This window comes from Pseudomonas sp. HP_01, from assembly GCF_055284355.1.
Genome location: NZ_JBTOPV010000015.1, coordinates 40,683 through 56,304, shown reverse-complemented (window position 1 = coordinate 56,304; position 15,622 = coordinate 40,683). Strand labels below are relative to the sequence as shown.

The window sequence follows — 15,622 nt, the reverse complement described above, 5'->3', positions numbered from 1 at the left end:
CAGATGCCTCTTGCAGAATACCTGTACGCCAAAGATTCCGGATGGTGTCGATATCAACTGTAGGAGCGCGCTTGCCCGCGAAAAATATCAGCCGCGATATCCGCATGCCTGAACCAGCGCCTTCGCCAGCAAGCCAGCTTCTGCAGAGTGGACATCTGCCCAGCATCAGATTTCGCCCCGATTCGCTTCACTGTTCCCCCGATGATGTGACCGGCACTTCCCTGCAGGGTATTCAGCTAAGCTTCACGGGCTGTCCACCCTCAGGGAATGTCGATGGATCATTTGTGGTTCGCCTATCCGCTGATCAGCGCTGCCGTGCTGCTGGTCATCGACCTCACGCTCTGGCAGTGGCTGCACCCGCGCTGGCTGCGTCGCAAACTCATGTGCCGGCTGGTGCTGTTCGTGCTGTTCAGCATGGCGCTGCTCGATGGCGGGCTGAGTCCGCTGTATGCGGTGCCCGCCGACTGGTCCGTTCCCCGGCATGTCCTGGCCACCATTTTGACCATCGCCTGGTGGCTTTACGGCGCGCGAACCCTGACCGTGCTCGCCGTCGTGGTCATGGAGCCACGCATCGGCGGCAAGGGCCATTTGCTGCAAGACGTCATGGGCGCGATCATCTTCCTCGTTGCGGCTGTGGCGGCGGCCGCCTACGTACTCGACCTTCCGGTCAAAGGCCTCCTGGCCACCTCCGGCGCGGTGGCAATCATCTTCGGCCTTGCCGTACAAAGCACACTGGGCGACGTGTTCTCCGGCATTGTCCTCAACGCGACCAAACCGTTTCGGGTGGACGACTGGATTCGCGTCGACGACATCGAAGGCAAAGTCATCGAAATCGACTGGCGCTCCACCCACCTGCTGACGGCCGAGGGCAGCATGGCCGTGATCCCCAATGCCATGGCCGCCAAGACCCGCATCGTCAACTTCAGCCGGCCGGACCATTTCCACTCGGTCACCCTGTCCATCGAACTGTCGACCCGCCTGCGACCCAGCCTGGTGCTGGACTCCCTGGAGAAAGCGCTGCTCGGCTGCCGCGAATTACTGGCCCAACCCGCGCCATCGGCAGTGGTGGTCAAGTCCGGCCTGCGCATCGTCGAATACGAAGTCACCGGCTACGTAAAATCCCGGGACCGGCGTTCAGCGGTGCGCAACCAATTGTTCGACCTGATCCACCGGCAGCTGGCTTCCACTGAAACCCGCCAGGACCAACAACGCCCCGCCACCCGCCAGTCTGCCGTGCTCAATACCGTGAATGCGCTGCGCATGCTCAGCGACGCCGACCGCGCGCAACTGGAACAGCACATGCGCTTGGGTGCGTATCCGGCGAAAGACATCGTGCTGGCCGAGGGCGTGGTGCCTGATGCGCTGTTCATTATTGAGTCCGGTGTGGTGTCGGCGTCGCTGCAACGGCCGGACGGCTGGCTGGAAGTCGGGCGCATGGGGCCGGGCGAGTTGCTGGGTGAGACGGGTTTCATTGACGGGACGCCGACGGTGGCGCGGTTCTGCGCGTACACCGACTGCATGATTTACCGGATCGACAAGGCCGACCTGGAACCGTGGCTGGCGGAGCATCCGGAGTTGCTGGGTGCGTTGGCCGGGTTAGCGAAGTACCGCGCGAAGGCGAGGGCGGCGATGCTGGAGGCCAAGCCGGTGGTTGCTGATGCCAATGGTTTTCTGGGTTGGTTGCGCAAGAATGTGAGGCGATTTGAGGTGACGCGGGGGCAGGGGTCCAATGACAAGAAGCGCTGACAAAAGACGAACCGCATTTGGCTCTCCGCCCACCACTGATAGGCAGGAACTCTCACTGGAAGTCCGGTCAGGGTGGCTTGTGCATGCCTCAGATTCATTCGCTTACTGTTCTTCCTGTTTTCACAATCCCGTGGAAAACTACGCGCGCTTTGCACTCATTTTTTGTCTGTTTTGATGGAGCCACGGATGGAGATCATGAACAACCAGCAAGAAAACGCCCTCGAACAATCACTCAGGTTGGCGGCCGATGAGCCGGCCCATCGACCTGAGTTTTTCAAGACGCTGTTGAACTCAATTGTCTACGTCCTTGGCACTGCCGGGGCCGGCAAGGGTCATGTCACGCTCGAAGCGGGCAGCAACATCAGCATCGCGAATTGGCACAGGGCTTACGGCTCACCTGTCATCCCGTTTTTTTCTTCGTTGCAGACCCTGCAAGCCTCCATCGACAGCGAAGAATCCTATGTAGAGATTCCGGCCAGATCGCTGTTTGAAATCACATTGGGCGCGCCTCTTTTCCTCAACCCGAAGTCCCCTTACGGGAAAGAGTTTTTGCCGGAGGAAGTGCGCCATCTGCTCTCCGACGGGATCGGCCAGAAGCCGGCGCAGCGCACGGTCGAAAAAGACACGAACGTGCTGCTCGGACAGCCGTCGCAATACCCGTCCAGGATGGTCCACTCGCTCACCCAGTTACTCGCCAAACATCGCAACGTAAAACGTGCATTTCTGGCGTTGATGCATGACCCATCGGTTGATCAAAAGCCTCATCTGATCATTGGTATTGAAGCGGACGGAGATTTTGAACGGGTCATGCGCGAGGCCGGTAACGTTGCCGGGGATACCGCCCCGGAAGGCGAACCCGTTGACCTCTATCGCGTGACCGAAGGGGGGGAAGGCCTTAGCGATTACTTCCTCAAGGAAACAACACCTTTCTATGAAAGGAAGTCGGCAGGGTGGCTTCGGTCAGTGCTTGGTTTTGGTAAAGCGTGACAGAGATCAAGCCCTCGTTACTCGCAGAGCAGGCTTGCGAAATCTTGGTTGGGATGTGCAGTTTTTTAATGGAGAAACAAGAATGGCTGAAATCAGCAAAGTGCCCGCTGAATTGGTAGATCAGATCAAAGTGCTGAGCCGCGAGGGACTCGCCTTACTCGGCCTTACTGGGGATGATGCTCCGGCCGATGTGGTTGCGGCGATTACGGAGCGGGTGCGCGATTGCAAAGCGACTGGCACAACGCTGTCCGAAGAGGAAATGTACGCGCTTGGAGCGTTGCTAGGTAACCAGTACGTAGAAGGACAAGGCTGGCACTGGGGCGATGTCGTTTGGGATTATGATGAGACGACTGCTGCTGTAGGAGTGCTCAACCACGACAACTCATTGTTTATAAATCCAATTGGGTGGGTGGCTCAGGTGATGGAGTCCGAGGGTGGTGTTGGCTTCATGCTCAACTACAACATGGTCAGCGTGCACCAGGTTCCGGTACGCGAACCTGATAGCGCGACAGGCCTGTACTGACGCCTCACTCTGAAGAAGCGTGCCGCCCTCAAATTGAACGCTGGTCTTCCCGAGTCGAACAGTCGCTACTTGCACTACCAATAGCAATGCACTTCAAGAGCATCTACTAAGCCAGATAGCTCTCCACCCAATCAAGGAAGATCCATGGGCCAGGTCGACATTCAACTGATCACCCATCTGCCCCCGGAGATTCAGGCGCTAGAGAAAGAGGCGGCTGGAGAAGGCTTCCGGTTTCTTACCCGCCTGATCGACGAATGGAAGTCGGGAGCGAATCGCTTCAATGCCCCTGGCGAGTGTCTTATGGCCGCTTATCAACACCAGCAGCTAGTGGGCATCGGAGGCCTCTCAATTGATCCCTACGCTGAAAAGAATATGGCTAGGCTGCGACGGGTCTATGTCAGCGCTTCATCAAGAGGGCATCACGTTGGAAGAACGCTGGTAAAGGCGCTCGTTGCACATGCCGCGCTGCGCTTTCAGAGCGTGTGCCTTTTCACCGATACCGCCGCCAGCAACGCGTTTTATCTGAAGTGTGGCTTCATGCGAACAGATCATGACCATGCCACGCACGTGATGTGCTTGAGCAATACATGACCCAAACGACTGTAGGCCAAGACTAATGATTGCAGCGCAGATGCCTCGACCGATAGGGTGCACGCAAACCCGTACTAGGCGATGAATTAGCGGGACAACGCTGACTGGCTGCATTTTTACTTTGCCACTGTGAGACTAAGGATGCCCCCCTCATGCAGTATATGTTTTCCGAAGTCCTTAATGACCTCATCGACTACTTCCTGCTCGGTGACCTTCAACTGTTGAGGCGCTTCAAGCAAGAGCATCAACTTGCAGACGATATGGCCGGTGAGTTTGTGTCCGGTGAAAGCGGCGACAAGGCCGTTCTTGATGGCGTCCTCATCCCGCTCGCCGGTGTGGAAAACCATCCTTACACCGTTGTTTTCACGTTGGCCGGCGTTGAACCTCAAATGCCCCGGCACGAAGGTCGGGTTCAGCATCGTCGCGGCGGTTATTCGCTGCGTGTCGAGCACGGTCGCATACATTTGTTCACGTGGCGTATTCTGCAGGCGTTCACGGATGCGAATCTCGATGAGTTGCTTGAGCGCTATAAGCAATCAAACAGGCCGACTGTTGAACTCGAGAATGGTTGGTATGAAGTGGAAGTACTAGCGGGTGAAATCTTGCGTGATGAATATTTCGAGCCGGCATTCGAGTTTGTACTGACTAAAACCGCTCTGCCGGCAGATGCCAGCAAGGTGGATATCAACTATCGCTTTGAGGTGGAATTGCGTTAGGACCCCGCGGGTAATCGCCTTAAGGAACCCGAGCACCGGCATGTGGCTTTGCAAGCAAATCGCGGTGTCGGGCTCAAGCCAGGACGACTTCAAAGTCCTTGCGACGAGACGTGAGATCTGCGGCAGTTCGCCCAATCAAACAGGGCGGCCTGTCGTTTTCGACCACACCAATTCACCAGCGCGTTCTTGCTACCAAGCGCTCACCTTGAGGTTCTACCTTGGGACTTTTCTCCAAACTATTCGGAAAGCCATCCGGACCTGCTCTCTACGCACTCTTTCCGATTAGAGCGTCGAGCGATCTGGGCGCGTGGGCCGCCAGCTTCCCCAACCACACTGAGGTGGTGGGTTACTCAAGCCTCGGCCATTTCTTTCTTCGCAATCCACACGACTCAGAGTACCTCGTGCTGCACCCTTTTCAGTGCGCGGCAAAGTCGTACGGAAGTTTCCCCTCAGTCGAAGATTTTGAAGCAGAGATACTGAAGGAGCCCGGGTTCGAGCTGTATGTCCTGAGTTCTGATCACGTGACTGATCTATTCCAGCATCTGGGTCCCCTTGCTGAAAATCAGGTCTACATCCCCCAGCCGTACCCGTTTCTTGGCGGCAGCGAGGCCCTGGAGACATACGAAAAGGGTGATGCCTGGGTCTTCATGCACGTTGTCGCCCACATGCATGGCCTCGAGGGCGGCGCCTAACTAAAAGGCGGCTCACTGACACCGAAAGGCGGTGCACGCAAAGCCCGTATACCGCGGCTCACGGAGCAAGCCAGTGGGCTGCCATATAGAGGGCTCCGAGCCTCATGGCTTTCACCTGTCTTCTGCCAGTGATCCTGATCGCTTCGAGATTACCTTCCTGCACGCAAATAGGGAGTCGGTGTGCCATTCAGTAGCACTATCGCCTGCCTGCATCGCACATCTTTTCCCCGCATAAACAAAAACTCCTCTTAATCAGCTGCTTAACTCCAGGTTAGGTATTGGCACACATCATGCTTTGCTGTGTTTGTGGATAATTGGATACAAAAATACAAAGGTGCTGCCAGTGCAATTTGCCACCGCTTACGTAGACCGCCAGCCCCTTACTGCTGAGGAGGAGGCTTACAGTTTCTTGCTCGACGCCATCTGCGGCGGCCGCTACCGCAAGGGCGACCGCTTGATCGCCGAGGATATCGCCAGCGAGATCGGCATGAGCCGCATGCCGGTGCGCGAAGCATTTCGCCGCCTGGATGCCCTGGGCCTGGTGACGCTGCGGCCCAACCGTGGCGCGGTGGTCAGCGGTGTGGATATCGATGAGCTGCATGAAGTGTTCGAGATGCGTGGCGCCCTTGAGGGCCTGGCCGTGCGCGTTGCGGTCGCCCACATTGGCGAGCGCCAGATGGCGGCTCTGGAGCGCTTGCTGGACGAGATGGATGACTACCGTGACGAGAGCGCCGCGTGGGTCCGTCGCCACCGTGCCTTTCATGAATACCTGTGCAGCCTTAGCGGCCGCCCGCGCTTGATGAAGCAGATTTCCGCGTTGTATTCGCTGGTGGAGGCACCCATGCGCCTGTGGCTGCAGCACAGCGAAAAACCCCTGAGCGCGCGCCAGGAACATGCGGTGATCCTGGACGCGATTCGCGCCGGTGACGCCGCTCGCGTCGAAGCCGTGGTGCGCGAACACATCGAAAGCACTGTCCCGCTGCTGATTCAGTTTCTGCAATCGAAAAAATAATAGAGACGGGTTCCAAGCCGTCCGTGTTTTGACTTTAGTCCTGCCCCCGTTATTCAACGAAGTGGAGTGTCTGGTCATGCATAAACAACGCCGCGCCTTGCTGGTGGCTGTAACCCTCGGTCTCTGCACACAATGGGCCTGCGCCGCGGTCCAGGTGCCTGAGCGCCTGAAGAGCGTCGACAAACTCATCTACTGCTCGGGGATGGATTCACCGCCCCTGGTGTCCTTCGACGAATCCCAGAAACCGCGTGGGCTCACCGTCGACCTGGGCCTGGAAATTGCCAAGCGCCTGGGCAATAAAACCGTGCAATGGCGGGTCATTCCGTTTTCCGGTCTGGTGCCCGCGCTGCTTGCCCAGCAGTGCGACATGATCGTCGACCAGTTGTTCGACAAGCCCGAGCGCCGCCAGGTGATCGACATCGTCAACTACATGTACTCCAGCCAGGCGGTGGTGGTGCCCAAGGGCAACCCCAAAGGCATCAAGACCCTGGACGACCTGTCCGCGCACAAGGTGGCGGTGCTCAACGGCTCCACCATCAAGACCCTGCTCGACACCCAGAACGAAAGCCTCGCCAAGGCCGGCAAGCCACCGATGAAGCTGGTGGTCTACAACACCGACACCGATGCCTTCCAGGCGCTGCGCATCAGCCAGGTCGACGCCTATGGCACCACCGTGGAAACCGCCGGCTACTACGCTGCGATGGCCCCGGAGCTTTTTCAGGAAGGGGTGCCTGCATTCAGCCGCATCCTCACCGGCCTGGGCATGCGCAAGGACGACCCGCAACTGACCGCCGCCGTGCAGCAGATCATCAGTGACATGCGCAGCGACGGCAGCTATGTGCAATTGCTCAACAAATGGCATGTCAGCAGCGACACACTCGACTGAGGTTCCACCACGATGAATTTCAATTGGGATGTGTTCTGGCAATACCTGCTGCAGCCCAGTGGGGTTTATCTCACCGGGCTGTGGCTGACTTGCCTGATCAGCGTGCTGGCGATGCTGCTCGGCTGTGCGCTGGGCCTGGCGGCGGCGCTGTTGCGCCTGTCGAGGAACCCGCTGCTGCACCTGCCGGTGCGCCTTTACGTGTGGCTGATGCGCGGCACGCCGCTGCTGGTGCAGATCGTGTTTTTGTATACCGCACTGGCAGCGGGCGGGATCTTCCGCTTCGAGGACATCGAGCTGTTCGGGCTGATCATCCCCGGCAATATCCAGGCGGCGATCATTGCCCTGGGCTTGAATGAAGGCGCGTACATGGCCGAGATCATCCGCGCCGGCATAGGGGCGGTGGACAAGGGCCAATACGAGGCGGGGCGTTCTCTGGGCATGGGGTTCGGCAAGCTGATGCGGCGCATCGTTTTGCCCCAGGCGTTTCGGGTGATCGTGCCGCCGCTGGGCAATGAATTCAACGTCATGCTCAAGAACACCACGCTGGTCAGCGTGATCGGGGTACAGGAGTTGTTGCTCAGCACGCAGATGGTCACCTCGGCGACGTTTCGCGTATTCGAGTTGTACCTGGTCGTCGCGATTTACTTCCTGACACTGACCACTTTGTGGGGCTTTTTCCAACGCTGGCTCGAGAACCGCTTCGGCCAGTCCGATCGACCTTCGGCGCCACCGCCGGCCGCCAGCCGTATGTTCGGTCGCAGCGCACTGCAACTGCTGAGGGGACGTTAACCATGGCGCACCAAAGTGAAGAACTGATCATTGAAGCACTGGATGTTCAGAAGTCGTTCGGCGAGTTGCAGATCCTCAAGGGCATCTCCCTGCAAGTGCGGCGCGGCGAAGTGGTGGTACTGATCGGCGCCTCCGGTTCTGGCAAGACTACTTTTATCCGTTGCATCAATTTGCTCGAAGACATCCAGGGCGGACGCATTCGGGTCAACGGCCGCGCCATGGGCTATCGCGAACGCGCCGATGGCAGTCTGGTGCGCGATTCGGAACGCAACATCGCCCGTCAGCGCCGCGACATCGGCATGGTGTTCCAGCGCTTCAATCTGTTCCCGCACATGACCGCGCTGGAAAACATCATCGAAGCGCCGATCCAGGTACTCGGCGTCCCGCGTGCGGCGGCGCTGGAACAGGCACGCGGCTTACTGGCGCGGGTCGGCCTGGCGGACAAGGCCGGCCACTACCCGTCGATGCTCTCCGGCGGCCAGCAGCAGCGGGTGGCGATCGCCCGCGCGTTGGCGATGAAGCCGCTGGCGATGCTGTTCGACGAACCCACCAGCGCCCTCGACCCGGAAACCGTCGGCGAGGTTCTGCAGGTGATGAAGGAACTGGCCGAGGAGGGCATGACCATGGTGGTGGTCACCCATGAGATGGGCTTTGCCCGTGAAGTCGCCGACCGCGTGGTAGTGCTCGATCAGGGCGAATTGATCGAGCAAGGGCCACCGGAACAGATCTTCAGCCACCCCAGCCACCCGCGTACCCGGGCATTTCTCAGCCGCGTGCTATGACCTTTTTTGAAGAGCCTTCGTCATGTTGAAATTCTCCGCTCACGAATACCCTTATCCTTCGCAACGCCAGAGTGTGTTCGCCCGTCGCGGCATGGTCGCGGCCTCACAGCCACTGGCCGCCCAGGCCGGTATCCAGATCATGCAAAAGGGTGGCAATGCAATCGACGCCGCCATCGCCACGGCGGCGGCGCTCACCGTGGTTGAACCCACCGGCTGTGGCCTGGGCGGCGACGCGTTCGCCCTGGTGTGGTGCAAAGGCCAGTTGCATGGTTTGAACGGCAATGGCCACGCGCCGGCGGCCTTGAGTGTCGAGGCTGTCAAGGCCGCCGGGCATTCAAAGATGCCGTTGTATGGCTGGACTCCGGTGACCGTGCCTGGCTGCCCCTCCGCCTGGGCAGAGCTGTCGAAACGCTTCGGCAAGTTGCCGTTTGCCGAGTTGCTGCAGCCGGCCATCCGCCTGGCGCGGGACGGTTTCCCGTTGTCGCCGGTGGTTGCCCATCAATGGCAGATATCCCTGAACGAATTCAGCCCGCACCGCGATGAAGTGCTGCAGGCCTGGTTCGACACCTTCCTGCTCAATGGTCGTGCCCCCCTGGCGGGCGAGATGTTCCGCAACCCGGCCCAAGCCCGTACGCTCGAAGACCTCGCCGACACGCGCTGTGAAAGCCTGTATCGGGGTGCCTTGGCCGAGCGCCTGGATGCGCATTCGCGCGCCAGCGGCGGCTACTTGCGCGCCAGCGACCTCAAGGATTACCGCGCGCAATGGGTCGAACCGATCCACATCAATTACCGAGGCGTGGATGTCTGGGAGATCCCGCCCAGTGGCCAGGGACTCGTTGCACTGATGGCGCTGAAGATCCTGGAAGGCTTCAATTTCGATCACCGCGACAGCCAGCAGACCTGGCATCGCCAACTGGAAGCGATGAAGCTGGCCTACAGCGACGGCCTGCACTACATCACCGATCCTGCGCATATGCGCGTGGCGGTAGCCGACCTGCTCAGTGATGACTACAGCACCCGTCGCCGTGGCGAGATCGGCGAGCAGGCCCAGCCGCCCAAGCCGGGCGACCCCCACGCCAGCGGTACGGTGTATCTGGCCACGGCGGATGCCGAAGGCAACATGGTCTCGTTCATCCAGAGCAACTACCACGGCTTCGGCTCCGGCGTGGTGCTGCCTGACAGCGGTATTGCCCTGCAGAACCGCGGGCAGGAATTCAGCCTCGATGAGGGGCATGCCAACTGCCTGGCACCGGGCAAGAAAACCTTCCACACCATCATCCCGGGCTTTCTCACCAAAGACGGCCAGGCCCTTGGCCCGTTCGGCGTGATGGGCGGCTACATGCAGCCCCAGGGCCATGTGCAGATGGTGATGAACCTGGTGGACTTCGGCCTCAACCCCCAGGCGGCCCTCGACGCACCGCGCTGGCAATGGCTGGGCGACATGAAGGTCGGTATCGAACATGGCGCCTCGCGGGACCTGGTCAATGCGCTGGTGCGACGCGGGCATAAAGTGCAGACCGACAGCGATCTGACCGACTACGGGCGGGGGCAAATCATCCTGCGAGACCCGATCACCGGGGTGCTGTGCGGGGGGACTGAGCCCAGGGCGGATTCGCATATCGCGGCTTGGTAAGTGGCTGCAGAGGCACTGAACCCGAAGGAAACGCCGCAGCCTATTGCGCCAGCAAGGGCGGTGTGACCCTGCTGACAAAACCCTGGGGTTGGGCGTGGAGAAGTCCCGTCATGTTTACGCGTCAAACACGACGGGGTTCGCCCTGGGCAATTTCGCGCATGAGGCTCAGGTAACGAAGCGCGCCCAGCCCCAGGGGGCGGTTCTTGACCCAGATGATATCGACCCACAACCGCATCTGACTCGGCATGTAGTCAAATACCACCTCCGTCAATGCGCCCGACGTGAGAAGAGGCTGCACCAGCGGTTGTGGTAGATAAGCCCAGCCCAATCCTTGCTGCACCAGATTCAGCGTTGCCAGGTAACTGTCGCTGTGCCAAATCCGCCGTGATAGCACAACACGTGGGTCGGAGTCTGTCGGTCCTCCGGTCGCGACGATGATCTGCCGAACGTTGACCAGTTGCTCTTCACTTAAAGGGCATTTCTTGCCCGCTGCCGCTGGGTGGTCTGGGGAGGCAACGGCCACTAACAACTGGCTGCCCGCTTCCAGAAACGTCTCCCTCTCGTCAAGCCCTGGACGTTCAAATCCCAGTGCCAGTTGCACGTGCCCCTCATGCAGCATCCGCATCGCCTCCGGATGGGACGCGGAGCGAATCTCGATTTCTAGGGTGGGAAACTCCTTGGCGATAACGGCCAGCGGACGACTCCACAGGCCTGTTTGCAATTCCGGCGCCATCGCAAGGACAAGGCGCCCCTCCAACCCTTGATGAAGTTGGAGCGCATGGGCGTCCAACAGGTTTAGCTGGCTGGCGACCTGTCGTGCCTGGGGCTCCAGTGCTTTGGCGACTGCCGTGGGAATAGCCTTGCGGGTTGATCGGTCAAAAAGCAACAAATCCAGCTCTGCTTCAAGCTGCGACACCGCCATGCTGACAGCCGAGGGGACCCGGCCTAAATGTCGAGCTGCGGCGGAAAAAGAGCCGCTGTCCAGGACGCAGAGGAAGATTCTGAGGGACTCGCTGGTGAATGCCATGGGGGTCGTCAGTTTTTCTGATAATGGTCGTCTTTATGTATCAGGTTCATTGGCTTAGTTTCCACTCTCTTTCACATTAAATACGTGGGACACACCATGTCTGGCACAGCATTGAGGGGGCATGTGGCACTTGTGAGTGGTGCCGGGAGTGACGCCGGGATCGGTATGGCGATTGCTCGCAGGCTGGGTGAATCCGGGGCGAAGCTGATCATCACTGCCAGCAGCAATCGCATTGCGGATCGGGTTAAAGAGTTACGCCTTGAGGGGTTTGAAGTTGAAGGCCGACCCGCTGACCTTACCGATGAACGTCAGGTGCGTGAATTGAGCCAGTGGGCAGAGTCGGTCTGGGGACGGGTCGATATTCTGGTGAACAATGCCGGCATGGCCATGCAAGGCAGCCCCGAGGTGTTCTCGGCGTTGGCCACGATGAAACTGCAGGAATGGAATCTTTCACTGGGCAGAAACCTGACGACAGCCTTTCTTCTGACGCAAGCCGTTCTGCCCGGTATGAGGGCGCGAAATTATGGGCGCATTGTGAATATCAGCTCCGTCACAGGCACCCGCTGCAGCAATCCGGGCGAGGCGGCTTATAGCGCCGCGAAGGCCGCGATGGTGGGCATGAGCATGGGGCTTGCACTTGAAGTCGCCCGGCAAGGGATCACCGTCAACAGCGTCGCGCCTGGCTGGATCACGACGGGGTCCACCTCAGCCGTTGAAGCTGAAGCGGGGCGCTTCACCCCAATGGGGCGGGCCGGCAGTCCTCGCGAAGTGGCTGCGGCGGTTGCGTTTCTGGCGTCGCCTGAATCCAGTTACATCACCGGTGAAGTCATTGTGGTGGATGGCGGGAACTGTCTGGTCGAGAACAAAGCTCCTGGCGCCTGAACTCAAGAACCAGGGCGGTGGCGCGCTGCTGTCCGAGCGGCAACGACTCTTAACTCATTTTTGTCATTAACACAGGGTGTTTGATCATGTCGAAAAGTGGAATCAGTGAATCAGCGATTGCTGCTTTTACCTCCTCCGAGCGTGAGCGCTTTATAGAAAGCAACCCGACGTCAATGGCGCTGGCCAAGCGCGCCAGGGCGAATCTGTTCAACGGTGTGCCCATGCACTGGATGAGCGACTGGTCGATGCCTTCGCCGCTGTTTGTCCAGCGTGCCAAAGGGGCGCGCTTCACCGATGTTGACGGCCATGAATACATCGACTTCTGCCTGGGCGACACCGGCACAATGTTTGGCCATTCACCGGATCCTGTTGCCCGCGCCATCGTCGAGCAGGCGAATAACGGCTTGACCACGATGCTGCCTGGCGAAGACGCGGTGGTCTGCGGCGAGTTGCTGGCTGAGCGATTCGGGCTGCCTTATTGGCAGGTGACCGCCAATGCGACTGACGCCAATCGCTACGTGCTGCGCTGGGCTCGCGCCATCACCAAGCGCAATGTGTTGCTGGTGTTCGACGGCTGTTATCACGGCACGGTGGATGACGTGATGGTGCGCTACCGCGACGGCAAAACAGTGCCCCGACCAGGCCTCGTGGGCCAAGCCTACGATTTGGCGCAATACAGTCGATCCATCCCCTTCAACGATGTCGCTGCCCTGGAGGCTGCGTTAGCCCAAGGCGATGTGTGCGCGCTGATGTGCGAGCCCGCCATGACGAACATCGGCATGGTCCTGCCTGATCCCGGGTTCATGCAAAAGTGCCGAGAGTTGACCCGCCACTATGGCAGCCTGTTGGTCATCGATGAGACCCACACGATTTCCACCGGCCTGGGTGGATGCACGCGCCAATGGGCGTTGGAACCCGACTTTTTCGTGGTGGGTAAACCCGTCGCAGGTGGCGTGCCTTGCGCTGTGTTTGGCATGACCGAGCAGGTCGCCCAGGCCATGCGCGACGTGCTGATGAACGCAGAAGGCGGCGGCCACGGGCACAGCGGTATGGGAACAACGCTGTCTGCCAACTCGCTGGCGATGCGTTGCATGCGCGCCAGTCTTGAAGAGGTCATGACCGATGCTGCCTACCAACACATGCTGGCGGTTGCCTCAAAACTGGCGCAGGGGTTTCGAGCGTTGTTCACGCGCCACCAACTGAACTGGTCTGTCACTGAGTTGGGCGCTCGCTGTGAGTTTCAGTTCTGTGCCACGTCGCCCAGAACCGGTGCGCAAGCCGAGGCCGCTTTTCACGACAGTCTTCAAATGGCGCTGCACCTCTACTTGATCAATCGCGGCATCCTGATCACGCCTTTTCACAACATGACCCTGTGCTGCCCGCAAACAAGTGAGGCGGATATCGACAGGCTGATCAGTGAGCTGGACAACGCGCTGACCACGCTGCTTGCCCTGCCGGGAGCTCGGGTCACCTCCTCATAACTGGACGGTGACGCTCCGTTTTCTTCCAGACACTGCCAAGGCGCTTGAAGCGGCGCCACGAGGTTTGACATGCAATTTGCTGATCGAAAAGAGGCCGAGGATTATCTGGCCGCACACCCTGAAGTGCTGAGCATCGAGTTGTTCCTTATCGACGCCAATGGCGTCCCTCGGGGCAAGCTGTTGCACCGTAATGAGCTGCTGGCGATCTACGAAAATGGTCGACCGCTGCCAAGCTCCATTCTCGCCCTGACCATGCAGGGTGAGGACGTGGACGACACAGGCCTGGTCTGGGATGTCGCTGACGCTGATTGCTGGAGCTACCCCTTGCCGGGAAGCCTGACCCTGCAACCCTGGCGCACCCGTCCCACCGGCCAAGTGCAGGTCAGCATGCACCCGGCCCAAGGTATTCCCGCCGCACCGGCGGACCCGCGTCATGTGCTGGTGAACACCATCGAGCGGCTCAAAGCCGATGGCTTCCATCCGGTCATGGCTGTTGAGTTGGAGTTTTACCTGCTGGACCAGCAGCGCGACGTCAATGGTCGGCCGCAGCCGGCGCAGCAAACCAATGGCGTACGCCCGGTCGCTCCGCAGGTGTATGGCGTCCACGAGCTCGAACAGGTTCAACCGTTTCTTGATGATCTCTACGCAGCGTGCGCACTGCAGGGGTTGCCGGTGCGTACGGCGATCTCCGAGTATGCGCCGGGCCAGCTTGAGTTGACCCTTGAGCATCGTTTCGACGCACTCCAGGCCATTGACGAAGGCGTCCGTTACAAACGGCTGGTCAAAGGTGTTGCCAACAGACATGGGCTGCAAGCGTGCTTCATGGCCAAGCCATTCAGCGACCAGGCCGGCAGCGGTCTGCACCTGCATGTCAGCCTGGCGGACGAGCAGGGCAACAATCTGTATGCGAGCGAAGACCCGCAGGGCACGCCGCTGCTGCGTCACTCCATTGGAGGGATGATGGCAACCTTGTTTGACGCGCTGGCGATATTTTGCCCCCACGCCAACTCCTATCGCAGGTTTCAGACCGGCAGTTACGCGCCACTGGCCAAAAGCTGGGGCGTCAACAATCGTACGGTATCGTTCCGGGTGCCCGGCGGCCCTGCGCTCAGTCGACACATCGAACACCGTATTTGCGGCGCCGATGCCAACCCCTATCTCGCGGCCGCCGCGTTACTGGCGGGCATTCACCACGGCATCACGCATCAGAGCGATCCCGGCGCGGCGATTGTGGGCAACGGGTATGAACAGGCGACCGATTTCCTGCCTACCGACTGGCTGACAGCATTGCAGGCCCTGGAACGTTCAACGTGGGCGCGTGAGGCGCTGGGCGCTGAATTCCTGAAGGTGTTCCTGGCAATCAAATGGCGCGAGTTCCGTCAATTCAATGCAGAAGTCGGAGAGCAGGACTGGCGCTGGTACCTCACTCACGCCTGAATGTTGCGCCGTCAGTGTGTCTTGAAGTGGACTGCTGGCGGCGCTTACTTCTCATGTGTTAAGCGCTTCCCGAAGTGACCGTCCTGTAAAACCCAAATGGGATATGGCTGTGAAGACAGTGAAAACCATCCGTTTTGACGATGTCGACGTTGATCTCGAGTATGAGTACCGCGGCTATAACTACAGCGTGCAGCACGAAGGCGAGCTGTTCCTGATCAGGACTTACGATGACGAGCCTGGGCGGGCGACGGTCTTGCGTCCAACTACGATGCATACCAACGCTAACCTTAGACAGCTCGTCTCTTTCTTGCAGGCGGAGTTAGGCGTCTCCAGGATCAGGCTCTATAAGGGGGATTTGGGGAGCTACGCTGAGATCGACTGCGGGACGCTGGCGTTTCTTCCTGTTTGAATTTGGTGGAAGTAGCACGTTTGGGGTGC

General features: G+C 59.5%; 16 protein-coding genes. 15 read left to right on the top strand and 1 reads right to left on the bottom strand.

All coding sequences use genetic code 11. The features are described 5' to 3' along the window. The first annotated feature begins 273 nt into the window (after positions 1–273). The 11 genes from ACYAR8_RS11215 (at position 274) to ACYAR8_RS11165 (ending at position 10,357) form a co-directional block, all read left to right on the top strand. Positions 274–1,746 (top strand): mechanosensitive ion channel domain-containing protein, encoded by a 1,473-nt coding sequence (locus ACYAR8_RS11215; protein WP_463579902.1) that lies wholly within the window; start codon positions 274–276, stop codon positions 1,744–1,746. A 186-nt stretch (positions 1,747–1,932) separates the two neighbouring features. Continuing rightward, positions 1,933–2,733, top strand: a complete 801-nt coding sequence (sseB, locus tag ACYAR8_RS11210) for an enhanced serine sensitivity protein SseB (RefSeq protein WP_463579901.1) — start codon at positions 1,933–1,935, stop codon at positions 2,731–2,733. An 82-nt stretch (positions 2,734–2,815) separates the two neighbouring features. Continuing rightward, positions 2,816–3,256 (top strand): hypothetical protein, encoded by a 441-nt coding sequence (locus ACYAR8_RS11205; RefSeq protein ID WP_108119534.1) that lies wholly within the window; start codon positions 2,816–2,818, stop codon positions 3,254–3,256. Positions 3,257–3,400: 144 nt separating this feature from the next. Next, positions 3,401–3,847 carry a GNAT family N-acetyltransferase gene (locus ACYAR8_RS11200; protein WP_463579900.1) on the top strand — a complete coding sequence of 149 codons (447 nt, stop codon included), beginning with the start codon at positions 3,401–3,403 and terminating at the stop codon, positions 3,845–3,847. A gap of 152 nt (positions 3,848–3,999) precedes the next feature. Further along, positions 4,000–4,563, top strand: coding sequence for a hypothetical protein (locus ACYAR8_RS11195; protein WP_108119536.1), 564 nt, complete (start codon positions 4,000–4,002; stop codon positions 4,561–4,563). A 338-nt stretch (positions 4,564–4,901) separates the two neighbouring features. Continuing rightward, positions 4,902–5,255, top strand: coding sequence for a T6SS immunity protein Tdi1 domain-containing protein (locus ACYAR8_RS11190; protein WP_463579919.1), 354 nt, complete (start codon positions 4,902–4,904; stop codon positions 5,253–5,255). Between the two features lie 343 nt (positions 5,256–5,598). Then, on the top strand, positions 5,599–6,267 hold the full coding sequence (locus ACYAR8_RS11185; protein ID WP_108119537.1) for a GntR family transcriptional regulator: 669 nt from the start codon (positions 5,599–5,601) through the stop codon (positions 6,265–6,267). Positions 6,268–6,343: 76 nt separating this feature from the next. Next, positions 6,344–7,153: an ABC transporter substrate-binding protein gene (locus ACYAR8_RS11180; RefSeq protein ID WP_463579899.1), complete on the top strand. Its 810-nt coding sequence runs from the start codon at positions 6,344–6,346 to the stop codon at positions 7,151–7,153. Between the two features lie 12 nt (positions 7,154–7,165). Next, a complete protein-coding gene (locus ACYAR8_RS11175; RefSeq protein WP_463579898.1) occupies positions 7,166–7,942 on the top strand; it encodes an amino acid ABC transporter permease in 777 nt (258 codons plus the stop codon). A 2-nt stretch (positions 7,943–7,944) separates the two neighbouring features. Continuing rightward, a complete protein-coding gene (locus ACYAR8_RS11170) occupies positions 7,945–8,724 on the top strand; it encodes an amino acid ABC transporter ATP-binding protein (RefSeq protein WP_463579897.1) in 780 nt (259 codons plus the stop codon). Positions 8,725–8,746: 22 nt separating this feature from the next. Beyond that, complete coding sequence (locus ACYAR8_RS11165) at positions 8,747–10,357, top strand: gamma-glutamyltransferase family protein (RefSeq protein WP_074892531.1); 1,611 nt, start codon at positions 8,747–8,749, stop codon at positions 10,355–10,357. A gap of 121 nt (positions 10,358–10,478) precedes the next feature. On the opposite strand, the gene ACYAR8_RS11160 is transcribed toward ACYAR8_RS11165, so the two are convergent. Beyond that, the gene (locus tag ACYAR8_RS11160; protein WP_074892530.1) at positions 10,479–11,384 is read right to left on the bottom strand and encodes a LysR family transcriptional regulator; all 906 of its coding nucleotides are present in this window, start codon (positions 11,382–11,384) and stop codon (positions 10,479–10,481) included. 96 nt (positions 11,385–11,480) lie between these two features. Here ACYAR8_RS11160 and ACYAR8_RS11155 point away from each other — a divergent pair, with 96 nt between their 5' ends. The 4 genes from ACYAR8_RS11155 to ACYAR8_RS11140 all read left to right on the top strand — a co-directional run bounded on the left by ACYAR8_RS11155 (position 11,481) and on the right by ACYAR8_RS11140 (position 15,593). Further along, positions 11,481–12,266, top strand: a complete 786-nt coding sequence (locus tag ACYAR8_RS11155) for an SDR family NAD(P)-dependent oxidoreductase (protein ID WP_463579896.1) — start codon at positions 11,481–11,483, stop codon at positions 12,264–12,266. Between the two features lie 86 nt (positions 12,267–12,352). Further along, positions 12,353–13,747 carry an aspartate aminotransferase family protein gene (locus ACYAR8_RS11150; protein WP_463579895.1) on the top strand — a complete coding sequence of 465 codons (1,395 nt, stop codon included), beginning with the start codon at positions 12,353–12,355 and terminating at the stop codon, positions 13,745–13,747. A 69-nt stretch (positions 13,748–13,816) separates the two neighbouring features. Next, positions 13,817–15,184, top strand: a complete 1,368-nt coding sequence (locus ACYAR8_RS11145) for a glutamine synthetase family protein (protein WP_108119543.1) — start codon at positions 13,817–13,819, stop codon at positions 15,182–15,184. A gap of 103 nt (positions 15,185–15,287) precedes the next feature. Then, complete coding sequence (locus tag ACYAR8_RS11140) at positions 15,288–15,593, top strand: hypothetical protein (RefSeq protein ID WP_463579894.1); 306 nt, start codon at positions 15,288–15,290, stop codon at positions 15,591–15,593. Positions 15,594–15,622 lie beyond the last annotated feature (29 nt).

Coding starts and splice junctions, on each gene's coding strand:
- ACYAR8_RS11215 (WP_463579902.1), top strand. CDS start 274: ATGGATCATTTGTGGTTCGCCTATCCGCTGATCAGCGCTGCCGTGCTG.
- sseB (WP_463579901.1), top strand. CDS start 1,933: ATGGAGATCATGAACAACCAGCAAGAAAACGCCCTCGAACAATCACTC.
- ACYAR8_RS11205 (WP_108119534.1), top strand. CDS start 2,816: ATGGCTGAAATCAGCAAAGTGCCCGCTGAATTGGTAGATCAGATCAAA.
- ACYAR8_RS11200 (WP_463579900.1), top strand. CDS start 3,401: ATGGGCCAGGTCGACATTCAACTGATCACCCATCTGCCCCCGGAGATT.
- ACYAR8_RS11195 (WP_108119536.1), top strand. CDS start 4,000: ATGCAGTATATGTTTTCCGAAGTCCTTAATGACCTCATCGACTACTTC.
- ACYAR8_RS11180 (WP_463579899.1), top strand. CDS start 6,344: ATGCATAAACAACGCCGCGCCTTGCTGGTGGCTGTAACCCTCGGTCTC.
- ACYAR8_RS11175 (WP_463579898.1), top strand. CDS start 7,166: ATGAATTTCAATTGGGATGTGTTCTGGCAATACCTGCTGCAGCCCAGT.
- ACYAR8_RS11170 (WP_463579897.1), top strand. CDS start 7,945: ATGGCGCACCAAAGTGAAGAACTGATCATTGAAGCACTGGATGTTCAG.
- ACYAR8_RS11165 (WP_074892531.1), top strand. CDS start 8,747: ATGTTGAAATTCTCCGCTCACGAATACCCTTATCCTTCGCAACGCCAG.
- ACYAR8_RS11160 (WP_074892530.1), bottom strand. CDS start 11,384: ATGGCATTCACCAGCGAGTCCCTCAGAATCTTCCTCTGCGTCCTGGAC.
- ACYAR8_RS11155 (WP_463579896.1), top strand. CDS start 11,481: ATGTCTGGCACAGCATTGAGGGGGCATGTGGCACTTGTGAGTGGTGCC.
- ACYAR8_RS11150 (WP_463579895.1), top strand. CDS start 12,353: ATGTCGAAAAGTGGAATCAGTGAATCAGCGATTGCTGCTTTTACCTCC.
- ACYAR8_RS11145 (WP_108119543.1), top strand. CDS start 13,817: ATGCAATTTGCTGATCGAAAAGAGGCCGAGGATTATCTGGCCGCACAC.
- ACYAR8_RS11140 (WP_463579894.1), top strand. CDS start 15,288: ATGGCTGTGAAGACAGTGAAAACCATCCGTTTTGACGATGTCGACGTT.